Below are 25,913 nucleotides of genomic sequence, written 5' to 3'. Positions count from 1 at the left end.
GTATGCAAGTAAAAATTATTATCCAACAAACCGAAAGTGGTTTAGCAGTTGTATATCCAAGAGATTATAATCAATATGCACCAGAAAATAAAAAATTTCAAGATTTTTTAAGAGATGAAGCTAATATTTCTGATTTTGCTGATGCTTATTCTATTCAAATAAATAATGATTTAAAAGTATATTCTTTAATTTCATCAGATATTAAAGACTTTTTAAATAGAGCTGGTTCTTTTTTTGCTGTTCGTGTTATTGTTGCTAAAGACAAGAATATAGATGAAATACAAAGTTTATTAAACAATATAAAAGATAGATATAAAGAGTTTTATCAGAATAATGACATGAATAGTTTAAACTTTACAGATTTAACGGAAGGAATTTCTGAAAGTTTAATTAATAATTCAAATGATTTCAAAAACGATATAGTATTAGGATTCAATAAAGATTCCTACGCCTTTAAAAACCAAAGTCCTTTAAATGTTTTCTTTAACGAACCAAGCATAAAAATGGCTAAATGTTTGTATCTTTTTGATGAAGAAAAAACTCAAAAAGGTGTTTTTGAAAGAATGATCCCTTTGGAAGAAGTAAAAAATAACTATTTAAAAACTAAGGTAAATACAAGTAGTTTATTAGATTTATTAAAAGTAAACGATATAGAAATAGAAAAACCATATCCTTCACAATTTAATCTTTGGACTACTAAACAAAGTAGTATTTCATACAAAAGAGGAGGTGAAAAACAAATCCAAAACTATATACCAAATATAAATGGTATTAATTTATATCCTAAAAATCCAGAGTCTAAAGTAAATCCATCAAAAAATAGAAGAAAGAAAAATAATGATGCGGTAATTTATACTTTATTAATAATTTCTGTTTTAGGTATTTTAAGATATTTATCTTGGGAATTTTCTAAACCTGAAGTTATCAAACAACAAAACATACAAATTGGTACTCCAACTTCTCCCATAAATAAAACTAAAAATGAAATAAAGTTTGAATTTAGTACAGAAAAAGTTGGAACTGATTTTGAATATTCCGTTGTAAAACCAGAAAATTTAAAAAAATACAAATTCAAATATGCAGGAAAAAAATGGTCATTTATAAATAATACAACTAAAAAACCATTTTTAGATTTTAATAAAGAAATTGTTTCAGATATTTTTAAAAATGAAAATATTAACGACACTTTACAAAATAAATTTATTTTAGCTTTAGAAAATATTTCTAAAAAAGAAATTCCAGAAAAAGTATCTGAAATAGTAAAAGAAAACAAACCTGTAACAAAACCTAAGCAAAACAAAAAAACAAGTAATTCAGTTGAATCAAATAAAAAAACAAATTCAGCTACAGATAAAATAAATTCAAATAGTAACAATTTAAATTTTAATCCTAATAAAAAGAATAATAATGGATAAAATTAAAAACATTTTCAAAAACAATAGAAATATAGCCATGTTAGGAAGTATATTCCTATTTGGCATTTTAGCCATTGGCATTATGACGGTTATGGAAAATCCTGATTCTGTTTTTGGAACAGAAGAAAATGAAGGAACAACTACTAATTACAAAAATCTACAAGAAAAAATCAAGTTGTTTGAAAAGGAAAACTATAAACCAGAAAATTATCAAACTTTGTTAGCTGAATTTGATGCATCATATAGTAATGATTTAATTACGGTTAATGCAAAAAACAATTTAATTTTAGAATTAAATAATGTGTTAGAAAAAAAAGTATTTAATGAATGTGAAAAATTTTTGATATCCAATTCAACATATGGAATAAATGAAGTAAAAGGTTTTTTACAACAATTACAATCTGCAACAGCTACGAGTGCAAAAATTAGTTATTATAATGGTCAACTTATAAAATACAGTTATTATTCGGAAACGTTACCTAATAAAATTAAAACATTTACAAGTGACATTTATAATTATAATGAAAATAAATTAAAGTTATATCTAAATGAAATAGAAAACATGCCTGGTTTTGATTCAAAATATAAAAATCAGCAAAAATTTAAAAATATTAAAAAACAATTAAAAGACGATATTGATAAGTTTGAATTTAATTATTTAAATTCTCCAGTAGATACAACAGAAATTAATTTTGATGAAATAAGAAAAGATATATGAAAAAAATAATATTCCTTATGTTTTTGAGTGTATATGTAAATGCTCAAAATACAAAGTACGATGAATTAAGCAAAAATGACTTAAAAAAAGAATTAATTTTAAGAGATACTAAAATTAAAGAACTGGAAATAATAATAGAAAACAAAAATAAATCTAATGAATCAAATATTATAATAGAAAAAATAAAAAATGAAAATGCAGAATTAATAGAAATTATTAATTTAACAAACGATAAATTCTTTTTAAGTAATTTTAAAGAAAAGTATTCTAAAGATATTAATGTTTTTAAAAATACGAATTTAGAGAAAGAAGATGATTATGTTTACCATAATTATAATCTTATTTTGAAGGGAATAATAAAAGGTACTAAAACTAGTTCTGAAGACAAACAATTAGCGGAAAAAGCTTTAAATTTTAACTACAGTTATTTAAAATTATTTGCTTTTAAACCAAAGTTTGATGAAGCAATAGCTACTAAGTTTGATGAAGTTAAAATTAATAATTTAATTAAAGAATTAGATTCAATATTTTTTGATTTGGGGTCAAATTTAGAAAAGAAAAAATCTGACTTTAGTGGCGTTTTAAAAAATTATTCAAAATTTACATGCGAATTAAAACAAGAATTATCGAAAGAATTATTTAAAAAAGGACGCCCAGAAAATCCTTTAGTAAAAAACGAATTCGAAAAATTAAAAAAAGCAAATAGTTATTCAAAATACCCCTATTTAGTTAAAATAATAGAAAAAGCAAAAAGTAACTATATTTCATACGTAGCAGAAGAAGATCTTCCTTGTAAATTAGCAAAAAAGGTTGAAACACCTAAACAAAAGGAAGAAGAAGTAAATAAAGATGCACCAAAAAAATAAAATTAACAATTAAATAATTACAAATGAGTTTAGCAGAAATATTTTTAATACTATTAGTTTTAGTATTATTAATTCTAATAATAGTATTTTTATCAAAACTTGAAGACGTTTTTGAAATTATTATTAAATTTTTGATATGTGTTTTTATTTTTTGCTTTCTATATGCGATTACAAAAACATTAAATATTATATAATAATATGAAATCAAACCAAAACGGACTTTTCGTAATCTTAGGTGCAGTACTTTTATTTGCAAGTATGTTTTTTATCTACGATTATTTAATGAATCAGGAAGAAACTACTGTAGTGGATCCAAAAGTTGAGAATAATGAAGCTACAGTAGAAAATAATGATTCGTTTGACAATAATGAACTATTGGAAAAACAAAAACCTAAAGTAATTGAAGTTGTAAATAATAAAAACGAGATAGTTAAAAGTAATAAATCTACAATAGTTGTAATGCCTAGTACTCCAAAAACTATTTCCGTAAGTAGTTTGTTCAATGAATATTCTGAAAAAAAATCAAACGAATTAAAAACGAAGTTTTTTGTAAAAGAAATTTTACCCAATTATACAAAATGTTCTAGCTCGGAATTAAAAGAAATGGCTTCAAACATATATGATGATTTATCAAATAACTTCCCAGATAAATCAGAAGTAGCTAGGTATGCAATTATTTGTAGTAAACAAGATAGTATTATTACATTTTTAAATAAATATGGTTTTAACACATCACAAATTCAAACTAAATTCACAGAAAAATGTCCTTAAAAAAAATAGCATTCATGAAAAAAATATTAGTTATACTTACATTGGTATTTTTAACAATATCTTGCTCTTCAACATTAACTTTAAAAGATTATGATCATATTCGAGAAGTTGTAAATAGAAATGATGTAAAAACTTACAAACCAAAATATTATGATAATGGTGGTGATGTAAAAACTAATATTTTAAATAAAAAAAATGTTGTAGTTGAAAAAGCGGTAATTACAGAATTATTAAGAAAAGAGAAAATTAATTTAGCTGCTATTCCAAAAATTAATAATGATGGAGAAACTACAAATGCAATTAAAAAAGAAATTGAAGAAATAAACAGGCAAATTGAACAACTAGAAAGTAGGTTAAATAATATCAGTAACACTGATACTGATGCACATCAAAAAATGATAGAAATTCTTACTGAGATTAATGATTTAAAGTGTAAGCTGATTGATGGTACAAATAGGTTATTAATTAAAACTAATAAAATATTTGGTGATGTTTCATTTAATACAGGTAAGTCTAACTTAACAAAAAGAGGTAAAGAAGAATTAGACGAAATAGCAAGTTCTATTGAGATAGAAGTTAACGGATGGAAAAACTATTTAAACACTTGCAACGAACGTGTTTTCGAAAATGATGTATTTGTGGTAGTTATCGATATAGATGGGTATGCTGATGCAGTTGGAGGTTCTAAATTAAATTTAACACTTTCAAAAGATAGAGCTTTGGAAGTAAAAAAACAATTGGAAAATAGATTCTTTGAACTAGTAGAAAACAAAAGACTAAACATTGTCTTCAAGAAAATAAACGCAAAAGGTTATGGTGAAAAATTACCACCAGGTATTTCAGCTTCTACAAAAAATGATCCGGAAAGAAGAGTTTGTTATATTTATTCTGTTGTTGGACCATCAAAATTATTAAACAATTAAAAGATACATAGTAATCAAAACCGACTTTCCAAACCAACTAACTCAAAGATGGAAGGAAATCATCAAATAGTAATGAACGACCAGAAATTGGTTTTAAAAACAAGTAAAAATGGAACCATCGAACCAAGTATGTTATTTGAATCGCCATTCACTGATATGAATGATCAGGGATTAATTGGAATATTTGAAGATAGTGAAGCACACAAAGTAATAAGCATCATCGAGAAGATAAACGAAAATGCTTGTATAGCGTAATACAAGAATGAATAGTATAAAGCAATTCAAATTTTGAGGTTATTCAATAAGAACTTAATTAAAATGTTAATGAATTATATTTTGAATACTTTAGTTTACAAGTTGTATGCATTATCCTATGATGAGAGGTTAAAGGTGGAATAAAAATATAGTATTTGTATTATAAGCCTTGAGGCTTATAATGTGTTTTTATAAGTTTTAAGGCTTATAATTTTAAAATATAAGTTTTAAGACTTATATTTGTTAAAAATAAGTCGTGTGGCTAATAGGTTACAATTACCTCAGCAATTGCTAACGAATAAAAAAAAGAGTATGGAAGCGGTTATAAGTGCAGATATTATTGGCTATACAAAGCTCGGTGAGGAGCAACAAAATGTTGTATTAATAGAAATAAAAAAACTATTTGAAAGCATAGAGGGTGTGCGAGATAATCTTGAAAATAATTTTAAGATATATCGAGGTGATTCAGTACAAGTAGAAATAAAAAATCCGAAAGAGGCTTTAAAAATAGGGTTGTTATTAAAAGCAGCAGTTACTCAAATTACTTTTGAAACGGATTCTTATAAAAGAAAAAGACCAATAATAGACATACGAATGGCTATTGGACTAGGTAATATTACTAATAAAAGATCATTAGTTGATGAGTCAATGGGAAGGGCTTATAGTCATTCAGGAAGAACACTTGACGAAATGAAAAGAGAGAAAACAATATTTACTTTAAAAAGTGATACCATTGCGCTTGATGAAGAATTGAATGTTGCTTTTAAACTGCTTGATGAAATACTGCTAAGTTGGAATATCACTTCGGCAGAATTGATGTATTGTTTATTAATGGGAATGACAGAAAAAGAAATAGCTTTTAAACTAAATATATCACAATCAGCAGTAAATCAGAGGAAAAAAAGAGCAGGATGGTATGGTATAGAGGCTTTGCTAGAACGCTATGAGATATTAATAGGAAGAGAATTATAACTACTTATGGAAGTACTGGCTATAAAATTGCTGTTGGCTCATTTGTTGACAGATTATTTTTTTCAACCGACAAAATGGGTGGAAGATAAAAATGAAAATAAACACACATCAAAATTCTTTTGGTTGCATGTGTGTGTAGCGTTTGTTATTCCGCTTGTGTTATTAATAGGAGAATGGTTTCAATGGAGAGCCGCTTTTCTCATAGCCATTACTCATGGGATAATTGATTACTGGAAAATAAAACAAGAAGGAAAACTTACTGAAAAAAAGAGCAGAAAAAAAAGAGATTTATTTTTAATTGACCAATTATTACACATTGGAGTACTGTTAGTGATATGGGTGATTTTTCAATTTACTTATGATAATTTCCTGTTGTGGTTGAAAGAAGTTGTACTGATAAAGAGAAATCTATTTATTATAACAGCAATTTTGGCCTTATTATCACCTACAGGCATACTAATAGGAAAAGTAACAGACACTTTTAGAAAAAAAATAAAAAAGGACAATAGTCTTAAAAATGCTGGTAAATATATAGGGTATTCGGAAAGACTTTTGGTTTTGCTTTTTATATTGTTAAATCAGTACGAAGCAATAGGCTTTTTGTTGGCAAGTAAATCTATTTTAAGAATAAGCAAAGACGCTGATGATGAAGGTAGAAAAAAGACGGAGTATGTATTGGTAGGCACTTTATTAAGTTTTTTTATAGCGGTAGTAGTTGGATTGGCTTGCAGAAGTTTGTTGAAGAGTTGATAGTGCATTTTAATTGTTAGATCAAGCAGTAGATTTCGTATTGTCAAAATTGTATTATTCCGTAGGAACTCGAACAGAAAAAATTGAATTTCCTGGAAAATATGAAATCCCAAAAGAAATTGTATCGGAAGCCATTTTAAATGCCATTGCCAAAGAGATTATACAAATAATGGAATAGTACAAGTTATGTTGTTAAGTGACCGTTTGGAAGTAATAAACCCAGGAGCTTTAACGTTGGACTGGACCAACGAAAAACAAAAAATATTGCACACTTCGGTTTCAGCCAATACGCTTTTAGTTGAACCCATGTGTAATTTAAAAAAAGAAATAATCTTTTATTAGCTTTGGTTTTATCTGCCTCATTTTGTCAGAGTAAAATACTACTTTAGCAAAATATAAATAATTTAGTATGGCAAAAGTTGGATTTTATAAACGCTACTTATACATTATTGACCGATTAAAAACGGTGCCAAGTGACTTTTTAGAGTTGCATAAATATGTGATGCAAAGATTAGAAAATGACGATTTAGATGATAAGTTCGAGTTTTCTATTCGTACTTTCGATAGAGATAAAAAAGACATTTTCGATTTGTTCGGAATATTGATTCAATATAACCGAAAAGACAAAGTCTATTATATCGATGAGGAAATTGAAGATCCTTCCGTATCCAGAATGGTCGAAGCTTTTTCTATCCATCAAGCGCTTAAGGAAGGAGATAAAATTAGCACAAGCATTTATTTGGAAAGTCGAAAAGCATCTGGAACCCACTTAATAAGTGGGATTTTATACGCGATTCAAAACAATTTTCAAATCACATTTACACATACCAAATTTTGGGACATGGAAATTACCCAGAGAACAGTTAAACCAATTGCAATAAAAGAATCGCAACATCGTTGGTATTTAATTGCTAAAGATAACAAAGATGGTAGTATCAAGAATTTTGGTTTCGATAGAATTTCAGATTTAAGAATTTCAGGCACCAAATTTAAACCCGTTGTTTTCGATGTTGAAAAAGCCTACAAACATGCTTTTGGAGTAGAAACCTATGCACCTGAACAAAAGGTAATATTGGAATTTTCTTGGCAACAAGGAAACTATATTAAATCATTTCCTTTGCATAGTTCGCAAAAAATAATAACTGATACGCAAGAAAAATTGGTAATTCAATTGTTACTTCATCCTACGAATGATTTTACTATGGAGTTAATGCGATTTGGTGCCGAAGTAAAAGTTATCGAACCAGAAGTATTACGCAATACCATCAAAGACCGAGTAACAAATATGATAAAACTATATAAATAAGATGCATACTTTTACAGCCATAGATTTCGAAACCGCCCAAGGCTACCGTTGGAGTATTTGTCAAGTTGGACTTGTTAGAGTTGAAAATGGTATTATTACTAAAGAACTAGATATTTTAGTGCAACCGCCTGATAATTATTATTGGTCCAATTTTACAACTATTCACGGTATTTCAGCAAAAGATACTCGTCAATCTCCAACTTTTAATCAAGTTTGGCATCTGATAGAACCCTATATTAAAAACCAAAATGTAATTGCTCATAATGGTTTTGGTTTTGATTTTCCAGTTTTGAGTAAAACATTGGAATATTATAATATGTCCACACCAGAGTATACTAAATTTTGCACGTATAAAATATATAAATCAAATTTGGCTAATTTGTGCCAAGAACACAACATTCCACTGAATCATCATGATGCTTTGAGCGATGCTAGAGCATGTGCGGAGTTGTATTTGAGATTTTTAAAAAATAGATAAAAAATAATTATAAAATATTAATTATGAACGCAGTTAAAGTAGATAGCATAACACTAGAAAATTTGTTAAGTAATTATCAATTAGCCATTCCAGAATACCAAAGACCATATGTGTGGACAGAAAGAGAAATAAATAAATTATTATTTCAATTTTCAGAACATAAAAACAGAATTGATAATAAGCCAAATTTTTATTTAGGAAGTATTGTACTGCATTACGATGGTGAAAAATACAATATTATTGACGGACAACAACGCATAACCACAATGCAAATTTTGAGTATTGTAAATAATGTAAATTCAAAATATAATATTACATATAATCACCCAATAACTTTAAATCATATTAAAGAAAATTATATCTCTTTTAAAAGTAAAAAAGAAGAGTTAAATTTAATAGATTTTGATAAAATAAATGTAACAATTGTAATAACAGAAAGTGAAGATATGGCATACAATTTTTTTGAAACCTTAAATACAGGTGGAAAAAGATTGGGTGGGACCGATATTTTAAAAGCACATCATTTAAGAAGTATTTCTGAAAATGATGAAAGAAATTCATATGCTTTAAAATGGGAAAAAAAACAAAAAAACCTCGAAACGGTAAACAGAATGTTGAGTAAAATTAGACGAATGGATTATTTAAATAAATCTAAATTTGTTCCAGATAAGTTTACAGATGATAACAAATGGAAAAACGTTTTAACTGATGATTTTGCTGATAAAACTAAAAAAAGCAATAGAGATATTGGTTATTCTTTTGTAGAGATTGAAGAAAATACACATACAATAACCGCAGATAAATACGCTATTAGACAACCTTTAAATCAAGGTGTTAATTATATAAATTACTTGTTGAATTTTACTGATGATTATAATTTTTTGTTTGAATCAGATGAAGTAATTAAAAATAAATATTCATATTTCAATAAAAAAATTATAGATATTATTGATGGTACAGTCGATTTAAGATATTTTTATCAACTCGCTTTACTGTGCTTTGTGGACAGATTTGGTAGGAAAAATGTATTAGAATTTTCGCTTTATCTTTTTCGCTTTATTTATAGTTTACGATTAAATGACCTTTCTAGAGTTTATGAAGCAACCGTTAGAAATTACATAACAGAAACCTTGATTTTTGAACGGATACTTAATGCTTATACTTATGAAGAAATATTGATTTTCTTAAAAACCTATGAAGTGAAAATAAGTACTAAAGAAATTTCAGGAGTAAAACAACGCTTTCATGAAAGAATCCATTTGTTTTTTAAAAATAATGCTGAAACAACCATTTCAAAAGAAAATTACGACCAAGATTTAATAATCGCTATCAAAAACTATCTAAAAAAATAACTGGATGAACTTTATAACAAATACAATCAATATACAATCAATAGTAGAAAAAAACTTTGAATTTTTAATACCTGTTTATCAACGTCCTTATGTTTGGGATGATACAGAAATAAAAAAATTGTTAGAAGATTTAAAACATAATTTTGAAGTTGACACAACTGAATATTTTGTTGGAAATACTTATGCCATAAAATCAAATAATGAAAACAAACCCAATCAATATGAAGTAATAGATGGACAACAACGTTTTACAACATTTTGGCTAATTTCTTTATGTTTTGAATTATTAAATGTTAAAACGAAATTAACCGAATACTTAAGAATTGAAAAAAACAAAGACATTCGCTTTGATTTTGATATTAGAAAAGAAGTTTACGAATATCTAAAAGGGCAATTAGATGGTTCAGCACATAGAAGATTTGAAAATGTTGAAAAACTTGAATTTTTAAAAAACATTGCTGCTGGTATTGAGACAATTAAAGGGATTTTAAATTCAAGTACAGCAAGCCAAAATAAAATAAACTTGGAAGCTTTTGGAGATTATATCTATGAAAAAGTGATGTTTGTTTTTAATGAAGCACCCGATAATACTGATTTAAACGCCTTGTTTGTTGCACTTGGAACTAGCGGTATACAATTGCAACAATCAGATATTCTTAAAGCTAGACTATTAGATAAAATAATCGAAAAAGATAAAAGAATTATTTATGCAAAAATTTGGGAAGCTTGCGAAAACATGAATAATTATTTTGAAAGTAATGTTAAAATTTCATTTCCATATGACACCAGCAAAGTGACTGAAATTGATTTTAAAAAATATAATGCAGAAAAATTCAATTACAATTCGGATTTCGAAGAATTAAATATTGAAAAAGCTATTACTATTTCAGAAATAATAGAATTTGATACAAGCGTAGAAATAAAAACAAAAAACAAATCTGATAGTAATACCGAATGTCGTTCTATTATCACATTTAATTTGTTTTTGTTACACGCTTTGCGAATTTTCAAAAAACAAATTCATTCAAATAATGATATTATTTCTATGGATAGTAAGAAATTATTAGAAATTTTTGACCACGAGAAGCAAGTTTTTAAAAATGAAAATGAAGAAGTAACCAGTAAAAATGTTAAAGATTTCTTTGAATTACTCTGGCAAATCAGATACAATTTTGACAAACACATTGTAAAATGGTTAAAAGACGAAGATGAAAGTACAGATGAAGATGAAAAACTACTTTTATCATATATCAATACTTCTAAAAATAACGATAAATCATATTTTTCAAGAAGCGAAAAAGAATTTTCAAGCATTCAAATGTTACAATCGGTTTTGTATTTTAATAATATGCCTACTCAATTTTGGTTAACACCTTTTTTAAGTTTTTTAATTGAAAATCATACAGTAACAGATGTTTCTATTTTAAAAGAATTAGAAAAAATAGACAATATTATGATTCCAGGTAACAAAAAAGAAATGACTTGGAATATTTTAAATAATCAATTTTTGATGCCAAATTTTGAAAAAATAGCTTCAGATTTAAATATAAGTAGAGGCACTAGTTTTGATCATTACTGGTTTTATAAATTAGAATATTTACTTTGGAAAAATTGGGATAAAAATGACCTTAAGTATAAAAAATATCGAATTACTTCAAAAAATTCTATTGAACATGTTTTTCCGCAAAATCAAGAATACAAAATAAGTCTTAATGATTTAGGTGATGATATTGATTGGTTAAATTCTATTGGCAATTTAGCTTTATTATCAGTTGGACAAAATTCAGAATATAGTAATCATAGTTTTATTGTAAAAAAAGATAGATTTAAAGCAAAGGAATATTATGATTCTTTAAAAACTGCTAAAATTTTTAATTGTATTAATTGGAATACCGAACAAATTAAACAACATCAAGAAGAAATGATTTTAATACTAAATGAACATTACAAAAATTAAATACAAATAATTTTACCTCATGAAATTCGTAATCATTTCTGACACCCACGGACAACATAAAAACTTGACCTTACCAAAAGGTGATGTCATCATTCATGCTGGTGATATAAGTCAACGTGGTAAAGAAAGTGAAATTTTGGATTTTCTGAATTGGTTTAAAGACTTAGATTTCAAGTACAAAATTTTCATAGCTGGTAACCACGATTTCTTTTTTGAAGAAACTTCAGATAAAGACATTCAAAAGATCATTCCAGAAAACATTATTTATTTATGTGACAGTGGAGTAGAAGTTGAATATTTTAAAATTTGGGGTTCTCCAATTACTCCTTGGTTTTATGACTGGGCTTTTAATAGACCTCGCGGAGCACAAATTGCGCATCATTGGCAATTAATTCCACTTGACACTGACATCCTGATTACTCATGGTCCCGCATTTGGTATATTAGATAAAACCACACGTGGAGAAAATGTTGGATGTGAAGATTTATTACATACTATTGAAAGTATACAACCAAAAGTTCATATATGCGGACACATACACGAAGGTTATGGACAAACCACTTCATCGAAAACAAAGTTTATAAATGCTTCTGTACTTGATAAAAAGTATGGTTTAACGAATCCGCCAATAACTTTCGAGCTTTAAATATTATCTAAACGGCACTTTTTTAAGTGTCGTTTTTTTTTTATGAAAAATTTACAATGCCAGCTATTGTCTGAGGCTCCAAGTAATTTTGTGTGATATAAACTTAAAAACAAAATTATGGGACTAATACTTTCAGAAACACTACTTATAGATTTTAAAAATATAATTAGTAATAATGATGACATTTTCATTGGTTCATCAGTTGCATCAGGAAATAATAGAGCTGAAAAAGCTATAAAAAAGGCCTTGCTTTCCCCTTTACAGAAAGGCGCTACAATTACAAATAGTGAACATATAGTAGTGTTAATCAGTATTGGTTTGGAAGAAATAACTTTAGATGAAATAAGTGAAATAAGTGATTATATCCAAAAGGAATCAACTAATCAACCAAATATAATTTTGAATGTTACAGAAGATAACAATTTAGAAAATGCTATTGGAATTATTATAATCGCCACTGGTTTTAAAAGTAAAATTAATTTATCAGAGATTCCTAATTCCTAATTTTTACACTGTCATACTTTGACTGATGCTCTAGGTAATTTTGTCTTATAACAATTAAAAACATAAAATTATGGGACAAATGATCCAACTAGAAGAAGAGTTAATTCGTATCAACACTTCAAAAAACTGTATTGAATATTCAAACAATAATGGTAGAAGCTGGCATAATAGAAGCAGTGCATCTTCCATGATGGGAATAATGCAAGATTTAATTCATAATGGAAAAGAATTACTTGTTACGACTTCAAAAGGACTATATTATTCATCCAACAAAGGAAGATCTTGGCATAAAAGGAGTTAATTATTATGATAGTCTATTACTGCTTTTTGGAGGTTTTTGATGAAGAAATTGGAAAATGGGAACATGTTAAAACTCCCAATCAGCAACCTGAAGACTTACATTATGGTCAGTTTTTCACTGAAATGGATAGGGAAAGCTTGTTTTTCTTTTTTCAAGATGTAGAAAACCAACAAGAAGCAGTACTTCTTACAAAATGGAAAGGTTTGCCAAATGATGCCTCTAATTTTGTGAAGAATCAATATGATTTTTTATTTGAAGAAGTCTCTATTTGTGATGTGGCTTCCTTTATTTATCTTAACGAATTCTCAGATTTTGAATATGATAGCACATTTAACCTCTACAAATTGCCTAAGTGGGAATACAAGAATTATAAGGAGTATTGTTATGCCGATAAATTGAAACTTAATAGGAAACAGATTTCTTATAAAAGTTATTTGGGAGATTCTTTTTTTGAAGACTTGAATGCTATTAAAAGCTATGAACGTTTTGGAAAGTGTAGAATAATTTATTTTGCAGATTCTGGAAATAGATGGCGTGATGGTATAATTGAACCCGAACCTTATTTTAAAAGACATCATCAAACAGAAATTGACATTGACATCACAGTCGATGATTATGGTAAAATTGGTTTGATTAATTATTTAATGTTAAGTGGTTTTATTGAAAAGTATGCCACATTTGACAAGGAAGAAGATGTTGAAAGAATTGAAAATTTAGGCATTAAAATAAGAGATATCTTTTTAGATTATTTAAAAGGAATAATTCCCATTCAAGAGTATAATATAAACAACGCTCAATTAACGCAACGATTCTGGATTTTAGAAAAGCTTTTTGCTTTTGGGTATCATAATGGAGTAGTTAATAAGGAATCCATTAAGGATTATTGTGGCCATGCTTCTGTTTTTAATGACGGTAGTTTCGAAGCAACGGAACATTTTTCACAGTATTCAAACTACGAAGATATTGAAGTAGATTGTGGTCGTTATGCATTTAAAAGTTTATTCGAGTTTGAAAAATTCATATTAATCTTGCGTGGGTTTTGTGAGAAATGGGAGCGAGAAATACAAATACTATCATGGTTGTTTTCAAGAATTGCAGAAACAGATAATTATGACGAATTGCTGTTAGAACTTAAGGAAAAACTGAAAATTTAAATACACATCATTGTTAGAAAATAAACTCAAAATAAACCTTTTAGGAGAAGCCTGGAAACTAAAAAAAGTAGAGTTTTCAGATGCACTTTTACATACTTTTGAAGAAGTGGCTACCAAAATGAAACAACCTTTAACAGAAGTACTTATTGATCCTTTCTTCTACTATTACCTTAAGAATAAATCAATCCAATCCATAGATGATTTACAAGGAAATTGTTTAGAAGGACTTATTAATTCGCCAAAAAATCAAATAGAAATTTGGTATAAAAACAAGAAGGTACAAAAATTAAAAATCAATGATTTAAAGGAGGAACTATTACTTTTTCCTTTATATAAAACAATAACTCAAAAGACAAATCTAAATTTAGAAAAGGGTTTTTATATTGAACAAAAAGAAATAGGTTTAATTGGAAGTTTCGAAATTTATACGGATAATTTTAGTATTGATGATTTAGAATTCAAGTTACTCCAAACGAACGAACAGACTATTTTGGAAAAGCTGGTTTATAAAAATCAAGTTTTAGTTTGTAAGAAGAAAGACTCGTTACTCACGTTTCAAAATTGTTTTGAAATTAGTAATGCGGTTATATGAATCTAGTGTTTTTAAGGAATTTGGAATACACACATAGACAATCATTTATGTGTTAAAAAAGGTTCTATTTCTTTATAGTCCACTCAATATCTTGCATTCGTTCAGCAAGGAATAGTAAAGAATTTAAAACATCATTTTCATCAGGAAGTGTGCCGGTAACTAACTCTTTAAATGAAGTGACATATACTTTTTTCAATGTATTCCATACAACTTCAGTATCTTTAAATAGCAAAGCTTCTTTAGGATGAACATACAACCAATCTTTATCATTAGGTATAGCCTTATCATCATCTTTAGCCACTTGATGTAACATGACATCAAAGTTAGAGGATTTTAGAAAACCTTGTATAGCTGGTAATTGTAATAATTGATGTAAATCATAAGTATGACGAACCTTTTTTGATAAATCATCTAAAGGGTTTTCAGTATAAGAAAATCGTACTAAACTAATTATTTTTTCGCAAAAAGTACGTTCAATAGATAATGCATTCACTTCAAAATCAGCTAATCCAAATTGAGTAATTAATTCAATATTTGGAGTTGTTTTAATATAATCAGCAATCAGTGTACAAATTGGTTTTACTATACTAGGTTTTGTATTTCCAAGATGTGAAACTTCCAAAGCAATATTTTCTCTTACTTCTCCATATTGACCTTTCATACCAACTTTTGGAAAGGAATAAATAATTTTTCTAATACTCCCTTTTTTATTTGTATTTGGATCATCCGGAACAACATCAAGAATAGATTTGTCAATCACATTGGTGATGTTTTTTAATCTTTCTTTCAAAGCATTTCCGCTATCACCATCTTTTTTTACAACGACTATATCTATATCTTCTGAAAACCGCTTAATTATGCCATAGCATTTTGATAACGAAGTACCACCTTTAAAAACAATTAAGTCTTTAACTTCAGAATGAAACAATTCATGTAAAGCGTAAGTAACCCAATACTCTTTTTCAATAAAAATTTCAGGAATTTTAAAATAGTCAGCTGCAGCAATTATAGCACTTTCAAAGTTGTCTTTGTCTAAATGTAAGTTCATTATATAATATTCCAGGAATTAGCAGTCGAAAGCATTTTAGGAGTAATACCATATTCATAGCTACTCGAAGGATTTATCGATTTTTTCAAAAGAGAAAGGTTAGCAGCAGCAATATTCATCGCTTCCAAAAGCGCACCAAGTAAGGCTCTAACTTTTGGAGGATAAGCCGTTCCATAAGTAACTAGTTTTTTTATTTCAGTAGTTTCAAATTTAGAAATGACTTTCTTTATATATACTAGTCCATCACTTTTTTGCAAGTCAGGTATGGTATTCAAATCTTTGATAACATCCAATAGTTCTAAATATTTAATAGTATCAGAAGTAACTTTTACATAACTTTTAGCAGGCTTAATCACAACATTACCTACTTTACCTTTAACTTGTTTATCTAATGAAGCAATACGTATAGAACTAGGAACCTGTGTGGTTAAACCTAATCTATTGTATAATCGAGTTCCAGTAATATAAGCAACCTGCTTTTTTCCTTCAAATAAGTATAGAAAAAGAAGTGCATCTTCTCTCGGTTTTTGTTCACCAAAAACAGAAGTTTTTGGCTTATAATAATAACCTTTTCTAGCTCTTTTAATTACTCCTTTATTAACTAACCTGCTTAATGCTTTAGAGCCAGCAATAATCTCATCTGAAGTTAATCCAAGTGTATCATATCCGAATACATCACCTGTATCTATTCGATTTATTTTAGCTACTATTTTATCTGTTACTTTCATATTTAGAAACAAAGATAATTAATTTAATTTAAATGTCAAGTTTTTTCTATACTTTACCTGACATGTCACCTGTGTTTTCAACTATACAACCATTATTAAATACTTCTTTAAATTCAGTCCAATTTAATTACCTCATTCACCTGTACAAAAAACCTCTTTTGTCAATTATTTCTAAATCATCTGCCGCCATTTGTTTTATTTTACTAATTTCTTTTCTATTATAAAATTAGTAGGTATGTCAATCTATATTATTCATAAAAAAAAGCTTTTCTTACAAAAAAAATTAATATTTTGGACCTCTATTAAAGTTATAGCAACTTCGATAAAAAAATAAAAAATTTAAACTAGTATATGATTCTAGAAAAATACCAAATTTGCCGAAAAAAAGAAGCAAGAGGTTATTCAATAACTGCTGTTGTAGAAGACGAATTTGAAAACAAATATTTTGCCAAATGGATAAAAGGTATTGAACAAAATTCTCAAGCCAGTAAAATTCTGTTTGATAAATTAAGAAATTTAAAGAAAGCAACACATAAAAATTTAGCAAAAATTGTAGCCTACGATTGGGACGAAAACGAACAAGCCTATTGTATTATTTTTGAATTCATACAAGCAAGAACCTTAGAAAATGAATTTCAATCATTAAAGCCAACTGTTTTTTTAAAGGGTATTGAAAATAGTGTGGCTTGTTTAAAAGAACTTAATCAGGTCTATAGAATAACCCATGGTGATATCAACCCCGCAAATATATTAATAGATGAAAATGAAGATTTCTTTCTAATCGATTTTGGAATTGCAGATATAGCCACTACGTTAAGTCAAGAAAAAGAATTAGAAATATTTGCAAGAGATTTTGCCGCACCTGAAAAATGGGATAGAAAAATTACTAAAGGCTTTCCACACCAATCAGATATTTATTCTATTGGTAAAATAATGGAATGGTATTTTGAAAAAAGAGAACTTACAAATTTTTCATCTATTAATGAGCTTATTGATAAATGTTGTGAAATTGCTCCAGACCAACGAATAAATTATTCGAACTTAAAAGAAGACATTGGATCCATATTGTTTAGTAGTCCCTTTGAAAAAACCAATGCAATAGAAGTAAAAGGAGATTTTACAAACGAAATAATTAAGGAATTAAACGGTCTTGATGATAAAAAATGGTTGCCAAAAATAAATGTTTTACCCAAATCTCAAAACAATACTAAAGAGAATTACTTATTAGATATTTATACCAAAAACTATTATTTGCATTGTTTGTGGTTAGTTAGTGATAAACAATTGCTTATTAGAAACTATTCCAAAAAAGACAATCTAGACGAAAACAAAAAGGCATTTGAAAAAAATGCGGCTAAAATTGGCGTACCGGTTAAATTTGATAGCTACAGTTACACAACTTTTAATTTAACGGCTACACTTAAAAAAATACTAAAAGAAAAAGAAAAAGAGGGCAGTTATAAAAAAGGAAAACAAGAAATCAATAAAGAATTAAAATTTTACAAAGATTTAATCAAAAAAGAACTCGAAGTAATTGAAAAAAACTCACTTCGATTAGTGTACACTAGTTTTGAAAAGAAAAGTGAAGATGAGGTTTGGTTTAAAGTAGCGGATAATGAAAAATATAGTAAACAAGGATTAATCTTTGATCATATAGATCAATCATTACCACCGCATCCAGAAGAATTTGAATATATTTTAAGTGAAACTGCGGATAAAAAACAAATAAAAAAGCCTCTTAAATTTTCAGGTATAGCTTATAATTTTGATATTAAACTAAGAATCATAAAATTTAAAGATTGTGAAAATTTATCTTTTGAAACACTTCCTTCAAAAGGATTCTTATTTCAAAATATTAGCAAACAAGAAGAAGAAAAAAAGCGCCAATTAGAAGCTATTAAAAAAGTAGAATTCAATGATGTTCAAAACAGAGATTTAATTCACTATTTATTTAATCCGAGAGATTTACAAAGTAAGTTTTTAGATATACATACTCTTGAAGATATTTATCAAACAGATGATAAAGGCAATCCATTTGTATATAGCGATAACCAACAAAAAGCGGTTATTAATGCTTTAAACAGAGAACCGTTAACCATCATTCAAGGTCCACCAGGAACAGGAAAAACTACTGTAATTACCGAAATTGTATTTCAAATTTTAAACAAACAACCTAATGCAAAGATTTTAATTACGTCTCAAACTAATGATGCGGTAGATAATGTATTGGATAATCTTTTAGAAAAAGACATACCACTTGTAAGATTAAGTGGTGTAAGACAACCTAAACCAAGTTTAGCAAAACATACATTAGAGAGAAAAATTGAAGGTTGGAAAGAAAAAGTAAGAAAAAAAGCGAAAGAAAACTGGAAACCAATAAAAGAGGCTTTTTTATCTGAAGTTAAAAATCAGGCTGATTATTTAGAACCTATAATTGAAGTTCTTTCAACCGATAAAAGTTGGGAAATTAAGAAAAACAAGCTAATAGAACTCCTAACTAAAAATCAAATACTTAGTTTCTTTAGTGCAACTTTAGAAAATGAGACTGATTTTATTTCAGCACTTTCCAAAAAAACTAGAATAGATTTTACAAGTTATTTTACAAAACAAGGGCTTTACAAAGATTGGTTAGCGACTATTAGTTCATTAAATGAAAATAGTAATTTAAGTCAAAAATTAATTGACAGTATTCGAGTTATTGGAGCAACTACTAATCATATTGCTTCAAAAAAATATGCTAAATACAATTTTGAATTTGATTATGTGATTATGGATGAAAGTGGTAAAGCAACTACGGCTGAATCACTCATACCACTTGTATTAGCCAATAAAGCCATTTTAGTTGGAGACCACAGGCAACTCAGACCTATGCTAACAGGCACAAGAGAAGTTGAAAAATGGTTAAGAGAAAACTTTAAGAAAGAAGAGGAGTATGATAGTTTTGATGACTATTTCAACAGGCCTAGTTTGTTTGAACAAATCATTACAAATATTGATGACGATTTTAAAAGCCAATTAGAAGTGTGTAGAAGAAGCTCACACGATCAAGTTGTTTTAACTTCAAAGTGTTTTTACGAACCTTATGGAGATGAACCAATTTTACCAGCCAAAAGACCTATTGAAAAAGAACATAATTTAGATTTAAAAGTTAACAGTTCTATCATTTTTATAGATATTGGCAATGAAAATAAAAGTGAAACGAATGGTAATGGTTCTTCTAAAAATAAAGAAAGTGCCAAATTAATTCCAGAAATTTTACAACGTTTAGACGAACATCCAATAGTAAAAAAATACTCTATTGGGATTATTACCGGCTATTCTGCTCAAGTAAGTGAAATTAAAAATGTGTTATCAAAAAATCTAGATTACAGAAAATGTAAACATCTTAAATCGGAAAATGTAACATTATCCGTAGTTGATAAATTTCAAGGTTTAGAAAAAGATATAATCATTTTTGATTTAGTAAGAAGTCGTCAAAACACTTTAGGTTTTCTTGCCAATGCTAATCGTATTAACGTAGCATTATCACGTCAAAAAAAACTATTGATAATTATTGGAAATTACAATTGGTTAATGTCAGCGGAAGCGCCACATCTTAAAGGAGAAATACCCGCATTAAGAAGGTATTTAAAAGAAATTAAAAAAGAATGGATAGTTACAAATATGGAACAAATTTTCTAATGGATAGTAAAGAAATATATAAAAAACTAGAGGACCAATGTCCAAGTAATTACCGTATTAATGAAATTATTCCTATAGCGTATCCTTATCGAAAAATAGTGATTACTGCCACGGTTAATGAATCACCAGAAGAAGCTATTCAACAGGTGTATGCTATTTTTATTAAAGCAATTAAATCCGGAATTAACACAGAAAATGAGTTAACGCATTTTTTAGGATTAGACAAAGACGATTTTATTTTAAGAGAACTTTATTTTCTTAGAGAACGAGGCTATTTAGATTTTATATCTAGTAAATGGATGATTACTGAAGCAGGTGAACATTTCATAAAAGATAATTCAATTCTTAAAATTCTTTCAGAAGTTGATTTTGAATTCTATTTAGATGCTTATACAGATGAGGTTTTACAAAAAGATCTTTCAATTTATACTACCAACTCCTTCCAAAATAAAATACAGCCTAAAATAAATTTTAAAAATAAGAGTCCAGAATTATTAAAAGGGAAAAGTGAGCAATTGGGTGACATCTATAAAAAAGAAAAAGCAGGAAAAGCATTTTTAGTAGATTATAATGAAAATGAAATCAAGTTTGATAAAGAAGTTTTTAACGATTATTATTTAATTGAATATGTTCCAACAAGAGAAAAAGAAAATGAATTGGAACCAAGAATTGAAATCAGAAATAAAGAGTATTCACTAGATAAAAGACTAACCAAAATTCTCTCACAAGAATACCCAAATATTATTTATGATTTTACCGATTCAGAAAGAGCAATCGTTGCAAACATTGAGTTAGAAACAAAAAATAATGAGATTGCTTTTGACAGAGTTCCAATTATAGCGAATACATCCCAAATTGAAACTTTATCTATATGGGAAACCAAAGCGAAATTTATTAATGCAATACAAAGCGCAAAAGATAAATTATTAATTGAGAGTCCATGGATAAAAAGAGCGGCCTTAAATTACATTCCTGAAATAGAAATAGCCTTAAAAAGAAAAGTGAATGTTTGTGTATTATATGGTATTGAAGGGAATGATGAACATGATGTAAAAGCAATTAAAGAAATGGAACGGTTAGCCCAAACCTTTAAGAATTTTCAATTCATTCATTTACCAACACATTTTGAACAGACCGGTAATAAAAAAATGGTTGGATCCCATAAAAAATTAGTGATAAAAGACAATGATTATTACATTCATGGCAGCTTTAATTTTTTATCATTTAATAAAAATGAAGGTCAAAAAGTAGCTAATGAAGAAACCTTATTGATAAGCCTAGATGTAGAAAAAAAATGGAAACAAGTTTTTGCGCAATACCAGATTGATGATATAATAAAGGCTTCATTTTAAATTATTAAAAAATTTCGGGTATCATTCGATATAAAGACACAAACGATAAATTAATAAAGAAAGAATCTTAAAAAGATGGGATTTTAAGAGAATAATTATAATAATCAATTCAACTAAATTTTAAAGGCTAAAGAAATATTGTCAATTCATTATTTCTTTAGCCTTTATTTATTTTACCATCTAATATCTTTTAGTTTCATTCGATAATTATCACAATCTCTACAAGTATATTTGGACTGCCAAGTCAAAGTAAGTTCATGAACCCCTTGATTTTGGCCAAATCTTGAGGTGTTAATATCATACGAATATCCAAATTTAAATTCTCCAGCTCTCATAGAAATAAAAGGATTAAGGGAAGTAACAATATGACTATTAGAACTTCTGCCTTCAGGGTTTGTAGCTGCAACGACACCAAATGAAAACGTATTCATTTCTATAGAAGTACCAATGTCTAATCGGTTAAATTGAGATTGTCTCATGTAATTAAAAGATACTAATAAATCGGTATCAGGAGGCAAAATCATTGTGGGTGAATTATCCAAAGCAAAATAATACCCCCCATGAACAGATAAAAACAAGTCTAAAGGTACATTCTTGTTTTCAAGATAAGAAATGTTAGGTCGGTTTAAGTGTTTTAAGGCTGCTCCAAACCAAGCATTTTCCTCTTCTACTAAAACTCCAAAAGAAAAATCTACAAAATTAATTTGATCATTAGATCTTAAAAAGCCAGGGTCAATACTGCTTCCAGAAATTGAACCATCATTGATGTTTATTTGATCTTCTAATAATAAATTGCCAAAGTTAAAATCTTTATGTCCAAATCCACCTTCAATTCCTAATCTTAATCTCCAATTATAATTAAGATTTACTCGATACGACACCGCTCCATTGAATTGAAGGTAATTATAATCCGTAAAAGTTTCCTTTTGATTTAGTAAAGTGATTCCAAGACCCAGATTGTCGGTTATTAAGTTATTTGCGAATCCATATTGCGAATCAATTCGTCTGTTCCCTTTTGGCCATTGTCTTCTATGAATAATACCAGCATTCCACGAACTTGCAGCACCAGTAAATGCTGGATTTATAGTTTCTGGTACTAAAAAAAATTGTGTAAATACAGGGTCTTGAGCCCTAACTTCAATAAAAGCACTCACAAAAACTAGTAATATATATAATTTAAATTTCATTTTTTTTCTTTCTTATTTAATTAAGACAAAAGTTTCCTCCGCTTCTATTATACTTCCATAAAACGTATCAGCGCTTACTTTACAATGGTAATTTCCGTTTTCAGCATTAACACCTTTAATCGTTCCATCCCAACCGCGAAGAACATCTCCCGTTTCTGAATAGATTAAAGATCCCCATGTATCATAAATAGTTAGCCTAACATTTTTTAAACCTTTAGTAACCGGTCGATACGTGTCGTTAAGTGAGTCATTGTTTGGTGTAAATGCTGTTGGAACCACAAGTAGATATCCTTTTTCAACTAGTAAACTTATAGTATGAACATATACACAACCAAAAGGATAGGTCACGGTTTGTGTTACCACATAATCACCTTCCAGAACATAAGTATGAATTGGATTTTCTTCGTTTGAAAATGTTCCGTCACCAAAGTTCCATAATATACTAACATAATCCCCTGTGGCGGTATTTGTAAATTGAATCGGATCTAAAATTGAATATATCCCATAAGTAGTATAACCATATGAGTTTTGATTAAATGACGCATTTCCTAAAACAGGTATATCAACGTTTAAACTATAAGTTGTTGTACACCCTAATGCATCTGTTGCAGTTAAAACAACTAGTCCGTCTTGGTCTGTGGTCATAAATTCATTATTTGAACCGCTAACAGTTCCGCTTGACCAGTTTAATTGAATTGGAGGAACTCCTCCAGAAACTTGAGCTTCAAAAATTTGACTAATTTCTCTTGTTTCACAATTAACATTCGTATCCGTTTCAACATTTAAAGTTAAAGGTTGTGGACGGTTCACACTATATTGTGCTGTTTTTGTACATCCTCTTGAATCAGTGACTACAACAGCATAATTTCCAGAAGGTATATTTATTAAATCTTCAGTTGTAGTACCATTTGTCCAGCTATAAGTAAATGGGGGAGTTCCTCCAGACACTAATAAATTAATAGCTCCGCTATTAGCATTATTACAATCTAATGCATTTTGAATATTTGCACTTAAAACTAAAGGTTGAGGTTCAACAATGATAAAAGTTCTAACAATGGTACATGGTTTTGAGTCAATAATGGTTACCGTATAGGTGCCCGCGACTAAATTATTTCGTACCAAACCAGCAGTACTTCCATCATTCCAAGTTAATGAAATCGGTTGAATTCCACCAACTAAATTTAGATTGATACTACCATCATTTGCGCCATAACATGAAATATTAACAACTACCGGATTGATTGTAAAAATAGGAGCTTCAGGAATATTTACTACAATTGTTTTGGTACAACCATTGTTATCTGTCACTAAAATGGAATAATTACCAGCAGCTAAATTATTTTGATAAAACCCAGTAGCTAAGTTATCCCATTGTGCTTGGTATGGACCAGTACCGCCTGTTACTGTCAATGTTATTGAGGCATTGTTGGCGCCATAACAAGTGATTGGTGTTGTAGTTGCCGTTATTACAATATCATTAGGTTGAGTAACTGTAAGTCCAGTCACTATTTTTTGTCCTCCATTTGCATCAATAACTTTTAGCGAATAAACCCCTGCAATTAATCCTGTAAACTGAGGATTTAAGTTAGTAGAGTCTATAATAGAACTTACGAGTATTCCACTACTATTATATAATTCATAATCATAAGGAGGAACAGATTCTTGTGTTATTAATACTCCAACAGCACCATTGTTATTTCCATAACAAATCAAATTTATCGTTAGATTTAAATCGGGTTGAATTAGTAATTCAGGTGGTTGTGTAAGCGTGAAAGTTAAAATTATTGGAGCACAGTAACCATCATTAATTGTTACGGTGTAAGTTCCAGCAAATAAACCAGATACATCTTCATTTGTTGAAGTATATCCGTTTGGTCCAGTCCAACTATAAGTATATGTTCCCGAACCACCAACTGTAGTAAGGTTTATTGATCCATCGTTTGCACCAAAAACACTTACATTATATCCGTTGTAATTTGAAACTACTCCGGAAGATGTGAATGTAGGATTAACTGTTATAGAATAGGTATAAACATTTCCTTCACAAGAAGATCCATTATTGTTAAATGTAGCTGTAGCACTATAGGTAATTGTTAATGGAGCATTTGTTGTGTTTATTAATGTTTGAACAGGTATAGTGTTTGTCCCAGAACTTAACGCACCAGTAATTCCTGTTGGAATTGTTGCAGTCCAATTATAAGTAATGTTTCCTGGCAAACTTGAATTTAGCGTAACTAATGATGTATTTGTTTCATTACATATGGTTTGTATCGGAAGATCAAATGTAACATCTGGTCTGGGATATACCTCAATCGTAATAGTAAATGGATTACCAGTACAAATGCCAGCTATTGGGGTTACTTCATAAACTAATGTTGTAATACCATTAGAATTGTTGACTAATTGTTGACTAAATTGATTTTGTAAAGTCCCATTGTTAACCGAACCTGATACCGTTCCAGCTGGCGTCATTGATGTTAAATTCCAACTATATTGTAATCCAGCAGGTAATACATCATTTGAATTTGTCGAATTAAAAATATACTGTTCATCACTACAAATAATTGCAGCAACATTATTTACAACTGGAATTTGATTAATCACTACTTCAGCAGTATTTGAAAGCACACTAGTACAACCACCCGAAGAGAAAGTAATCTCACAATAGTAGTACAAAGTACCTACTGTTGTTGAAGGTGGGCTATAAGAAGCTGTTGTTGCACCAGAGATTAGAGTTCCACCAATTGTACTGTTAGTAGTATTGCTAAACCATTGATAAGTAGGAGTTCCAGTTCCGTTTGTGTAAGCTACAGTTAATTGCGTAGGTGTTCCATTTTCACAAACCGAGCTAGAAGCAGGTTGTGTAGTAATAGCAGGCGCAGCTACAATGATTACTTGAGATACGGCACTAGTTACATTACAACCTACACCACTTTGAGTAACCACACAGTAATAAT

The 25,913-nt window shown here is 28.5% G+C and carries 25 protein-coding genes; 21 read left to right on the top strand and 4 right to left on the bottom strand.

Annotated elements, in window-relative coordinates; all coding sequences use genetic code 11:
- Positions 1 to 2: 2 nt before the first annotated feature.
- The 19 genes from UEQ13_RS10650 to UEQ13_RS10565 all read left to right on the top strand — a co-directional run bounded on the left by UEQ13_RS10650 (position 3) and on the right by UEQ13_RS10565 (position 14,960).
- Positions 3 to 1,415: a hypothetical protein gene (locus tag UEQ13_RS10650; protein ID WP_329806327.1), complete on the top strand. Its 1,413-nt coding sequence runs from the start codon at positions 3 to 5 to the stop codon at positions 1,413 to 1,415.
- Entirely contained in the window at positions 1,408 to 2,133 is a 726-nt protein-coding gene (locus tag UEQ13_RS10645) for a hypothetical protein (RefSeq protein ID WP_329806326.1), read from the top strand. Before UEQ13_RS10650 ends, UEQ13_RS10645 begins: the two co-directional genes overlap by 8 nt.
- Positions 2,130 to 2,999 (top strand): hypothetical protein, encoded by an 870-nt coding sequence (locus UEQ13_RS10640; protein ID WP_329806325.1) that lies wholly within the window; start codon positions 2,130 to 2,132, stop codon positions 2,997 to 2,999. Before UEQ13_RS10645 ends, UEQ13_RS10640 begins: the two co-directional genes overlap by 4 nt.
- 198 nt (positions 3,000 to 3,197) lie before the next feature.
- Positions 3,198 to 3,770: a transcription elongation factor SPT4 gene (locus tag UEQ13_RS10635; RefSeq protein WP_329806324.1), complete on the top strand. Its 573-nt coding sequence runs from the start codon at positions 3,198 to 3,200 to the stop codon at positions 3,768 to 3,770.
- Between the two features lie 14 nt (positions 3,771 to 3,784).
- Positions 3,785 to 4,693 (top strand): OmpA family protein, encoded by a 909-nt coding sequence (locus UEQ13_RS10630; protein WP_329806323.1) that lies wholly within the window; start codon positions 3,785 to 3,787, stop codon positions 4,691 to 4,693.
- A 48-nt stretch (positions 4,694 to 4,741) separates the two neighbouring features.
- Positions 4,742 to 4,948, top strand: a complete 207-nt coding sequence (locus UEQ13_RS10625) for a hypothetical protein (RefSeq protein WP_329806322.1) — start codon at positions 4,742 to 4,744, stop codon at positions 4,946 to 4,948.
- Positions 4,949 to 5,260: 312 nt separating this feature from the next.
- Positions 5,261 to 5,920, top strand: coding sequence for a hypothetical protein (locus UEQ13_RS10620; protein WP_329806321.1), 660 nt, complete (start codon positions 5,261 to 5,263; stop codon positions 5,918 to 5,920).
- Between the two features lie 6 nt (positions 5,921 to 5,926).
- Complete coding sequence (locus UEQ13_RS10615) at positions 5,927 to 6,670, top strand: DUF3307 domain-containing protein (RefSeq protein ID WP_329806320.1); 744 nt, start codon at positions 5,927 to 5,929, stop codon at positions 6,668 to 6,670.
- Positions 6,671 to 6,683: 13 nt separating this feature from the next.
- Positions 6,684 to 6,848: a hypothetical protein gene (locus tag UEQ13_RS10610; RefSeq protein ID WP_329806319.1), complete on the top strand. Its 165-nt coding sequence runs from the start codon at positions 6,684 to 6,686 to the stop codon at positions 6,846 to 6,848.
- An 8-nt stretch (positions 6,849 to 6,856) separates the two neighbouring features.
- Complete coding sequence (locus tag UEQ13_RS15515; RefSeq protein WP_407934657.1) at positions 6,857 to 7,012, top strand: hypothetical protein; 156 nt, start codon at positions 6,857 to 6,859, stop codon at positions 7,010 to 7,012.
- Positions 7,013 to 7,079: 67 nt separating this feature from the next.
- A complete protein-coding gene (locus tag UEQ13_RS10605; protein ID WP_329806318.1) occupies positions 7,080 to 7,976 on the top strand; it encodes a helix-turn-helix transcriptional regulator in 897 nt (298 codons plus the stop codon).
- 1 nt (position 7,977) lies between these two features.
- Positions 7,978 to 8,454 (top strand): 3'-5' exonuclease, encoded by a 477-nt coding sequence (locus tag UEQ13_RS10600; protein WP_329806317.1) that lies wholly within the window; start codon positions 7,978 to 7,980, stop codon positions 8,452 to 8,454.
- A 23-nt stretch (positions 8,455 to 8,477) separates the two neighbouring features.
- Positions 8,478 to 9,806, top strand: coding sequence for a DUF262 domain-containing protein (locus UEQ13_RS10595; protein WP_329806316.1), 1,329 nt, complete (start codon positions 8,478 to 8,480; stop codon positions 9,804 to 9,806).
- 4 nt (positions 9,807 to 9,810) lie between these two features.
- On the top strand, positions 9,811 to 11,763 hold the full coding sequence (locus tag UEQ13_RS10590; protein ID WP_329806315.1) for a DUF262 domain-containing protein: 1,953 nt from the start codon (positions 9,811 to 9,813) through the stop codon (positions 11,761 to 11,763).
- A 19-nt stretch (positions 11,764 to 11,782) separates the two neighbouring features.
- Positions 11,783 to 12,409: a metallophosphatase domain-containing protein gene (locus UEQ13_RS10585; protein ID WP_329806314.1), complete on the top strand. Its 627-nt coding sequence runs from the start codon at positions 11,783 to 11,785 to the stop codon at positions 12,407 to 12,409.
- Between the two features lie 117 nt (positions 12,410 to 12,526).
- The gene (locus UEQ13_RS10580; protein WP_329806313.1) at positions 12,527 to 12,913 is read left to right on the top strand and encodes a hypothetical protein; all 387 of its coding nucleotides are present in this window, start codon (positions 12,527 to 12,529) and stop codon (positions 12,911 to 12,913) included.
- 70 nt (positions 12,914 to 12,983) lie between these two features.
- Entirely contained in the window at positions 12,984 to 13,214 is a 231-nt protein-coding gene (locus UEQ13_RS10575; RefSeq protein ID WP_329806312.1) for a beta propeller repeat protein, read from the top strand.
- Positions 13,215 to 13,219: 5 nt separating this feature from the next.
- Complete coding sequence (locus UEQ13_RS10570; RefSeq protein WP_329806311.1) at positions 13,220 to 14,368, top strand: hypothetical protein; 1,149 nt, start codon at positions 13,220 to 13,222, stop codon at positions 14,366 to 14,368.
- A gap of 10 nt (positions 14,369 to 14,378) precedes the next feature.
- Positions 14,379 to 14,960 carry a hypothetical protein gene (locus UEQ13_RS10565; protein ID WP_329806310.1) on the top strand — a complete coding sequence of 194 codons (582 nt, stop codon included), beginning with the start codon at positions 14,379 to 14,381 and terminating at the stop codon, positions 14,958 to 14,960.
- Positions 14,961 to 15,024: 64 nt separating this feature from the next.
- On the opposite strand, the gene UEQ13_RS10560 is transcribed toward UEQ13_RS10565, so the two are convergent.
- Together UEQ13_RS10560 and UEQ13_RS10555 are read right to left on the bottom strand one after the other, a co-directional pair.
- Complete coding sequence (locus tag UEQ13_RS10560) at positions 15,025 to 16,008, bottom strand: nucleotidyl transferase AbiEii/AbiGii toxin family protein (protein ID WP_329806309.1); 984 nt, start codon at positions 16,006 to 16,008, stop codon at positions 15,025 to 15,027.
- Positions 16,008 to 16,736 (bottom strand): DUF6088 family protein, encoded by a 729-nt coding sequence (locus UEQ13_RS10555; RefSeq protein WP_329806308.1) that lies wholly within the window; start codon positions 16,734 to 16,736, stop codon positions 16,008 to 16,010. Before UEQ13_RS10555 ends, UEQ13_RS10560 begins: the two co-directional genes overlap by 1 nt.
- Positions 16,737 to 17,087: 351 nt before the next feature.
- Between UEQ13_RS10555 and UEQ13_RS10550 the strand changes: the two genes are divergently transcribed.
- Positions 17,088 to 20,417 carry an AAA domain-containing protein gene (locus UEQ13_RS10550; protein WP_329806307.1) on the top strand — a complete coding sequence of 1,110 codons (3,330 nt, stop codon included), beginning with the start codon at positions 17,088 to 17,090 and terminating at the stop codon, positions 20,415 to 20,417.
- Complete coding sequence (locus tag UEQ13_RS10545; RefSeq protein WP_329806306.1) at positions 20,417 to 21,769, top strand: phospholipase D-like domain-containing protein; 1,353 nt, start codon at positions 20,417 to 20,419, stop codon at positions 21,767 to 21,769. Before UEQ13_RS10550 ends, UEQ13_RS10545 begins: the two co-directional genes overlap by 1 nt.
- 173 nt (positions 21,770 to 21,942) lie before the next feature.
- On the opposite strand, the gene UEQ13_RS10540 is transcribed toward UEQ13_RS10545, so the two are convergent.
- Together UEQ13_RS10540 and UEQ13_RS10535 are read right to left on the bottom strand one after the other, a co-directional pair.
- Complete coding sequence (locus tag UEQ13_RS10540) at positions 21,943 to 22,956, bottom strand: PorP/SprF family type IX secretion system membrane protein (protein WP_329806305.1); 1,014 nt, start codon at positions 22,954 to 22,956, stop codon at positions 21,943 to 21,945.
- Positions 22,957 to 22,968: 12 nt separating this feature from the next.
- On the bottom strand, positions 22,969 to 25,913 hold a 2,945-nt coding region (locus UEQ13_RS10535), incomplete at its 5' end, for a PKD-like domain-containing protein (RefSeq protein WP_329806304.1).

The organism is Flavobacterium facile (genome assembly GCF_036321945.1).
GTDB lineage: Bacteria > Bacteroidota > Bacteroidia > Flavobacteriales > Flavobacteriaceae > Flavobacterium > Flavobacterium facile.
The sequence above is the reverse complement of the archived record's forward strand: the minus strand, read 5'-3'. Positions and strand labels throughout refer to the sequence as shown.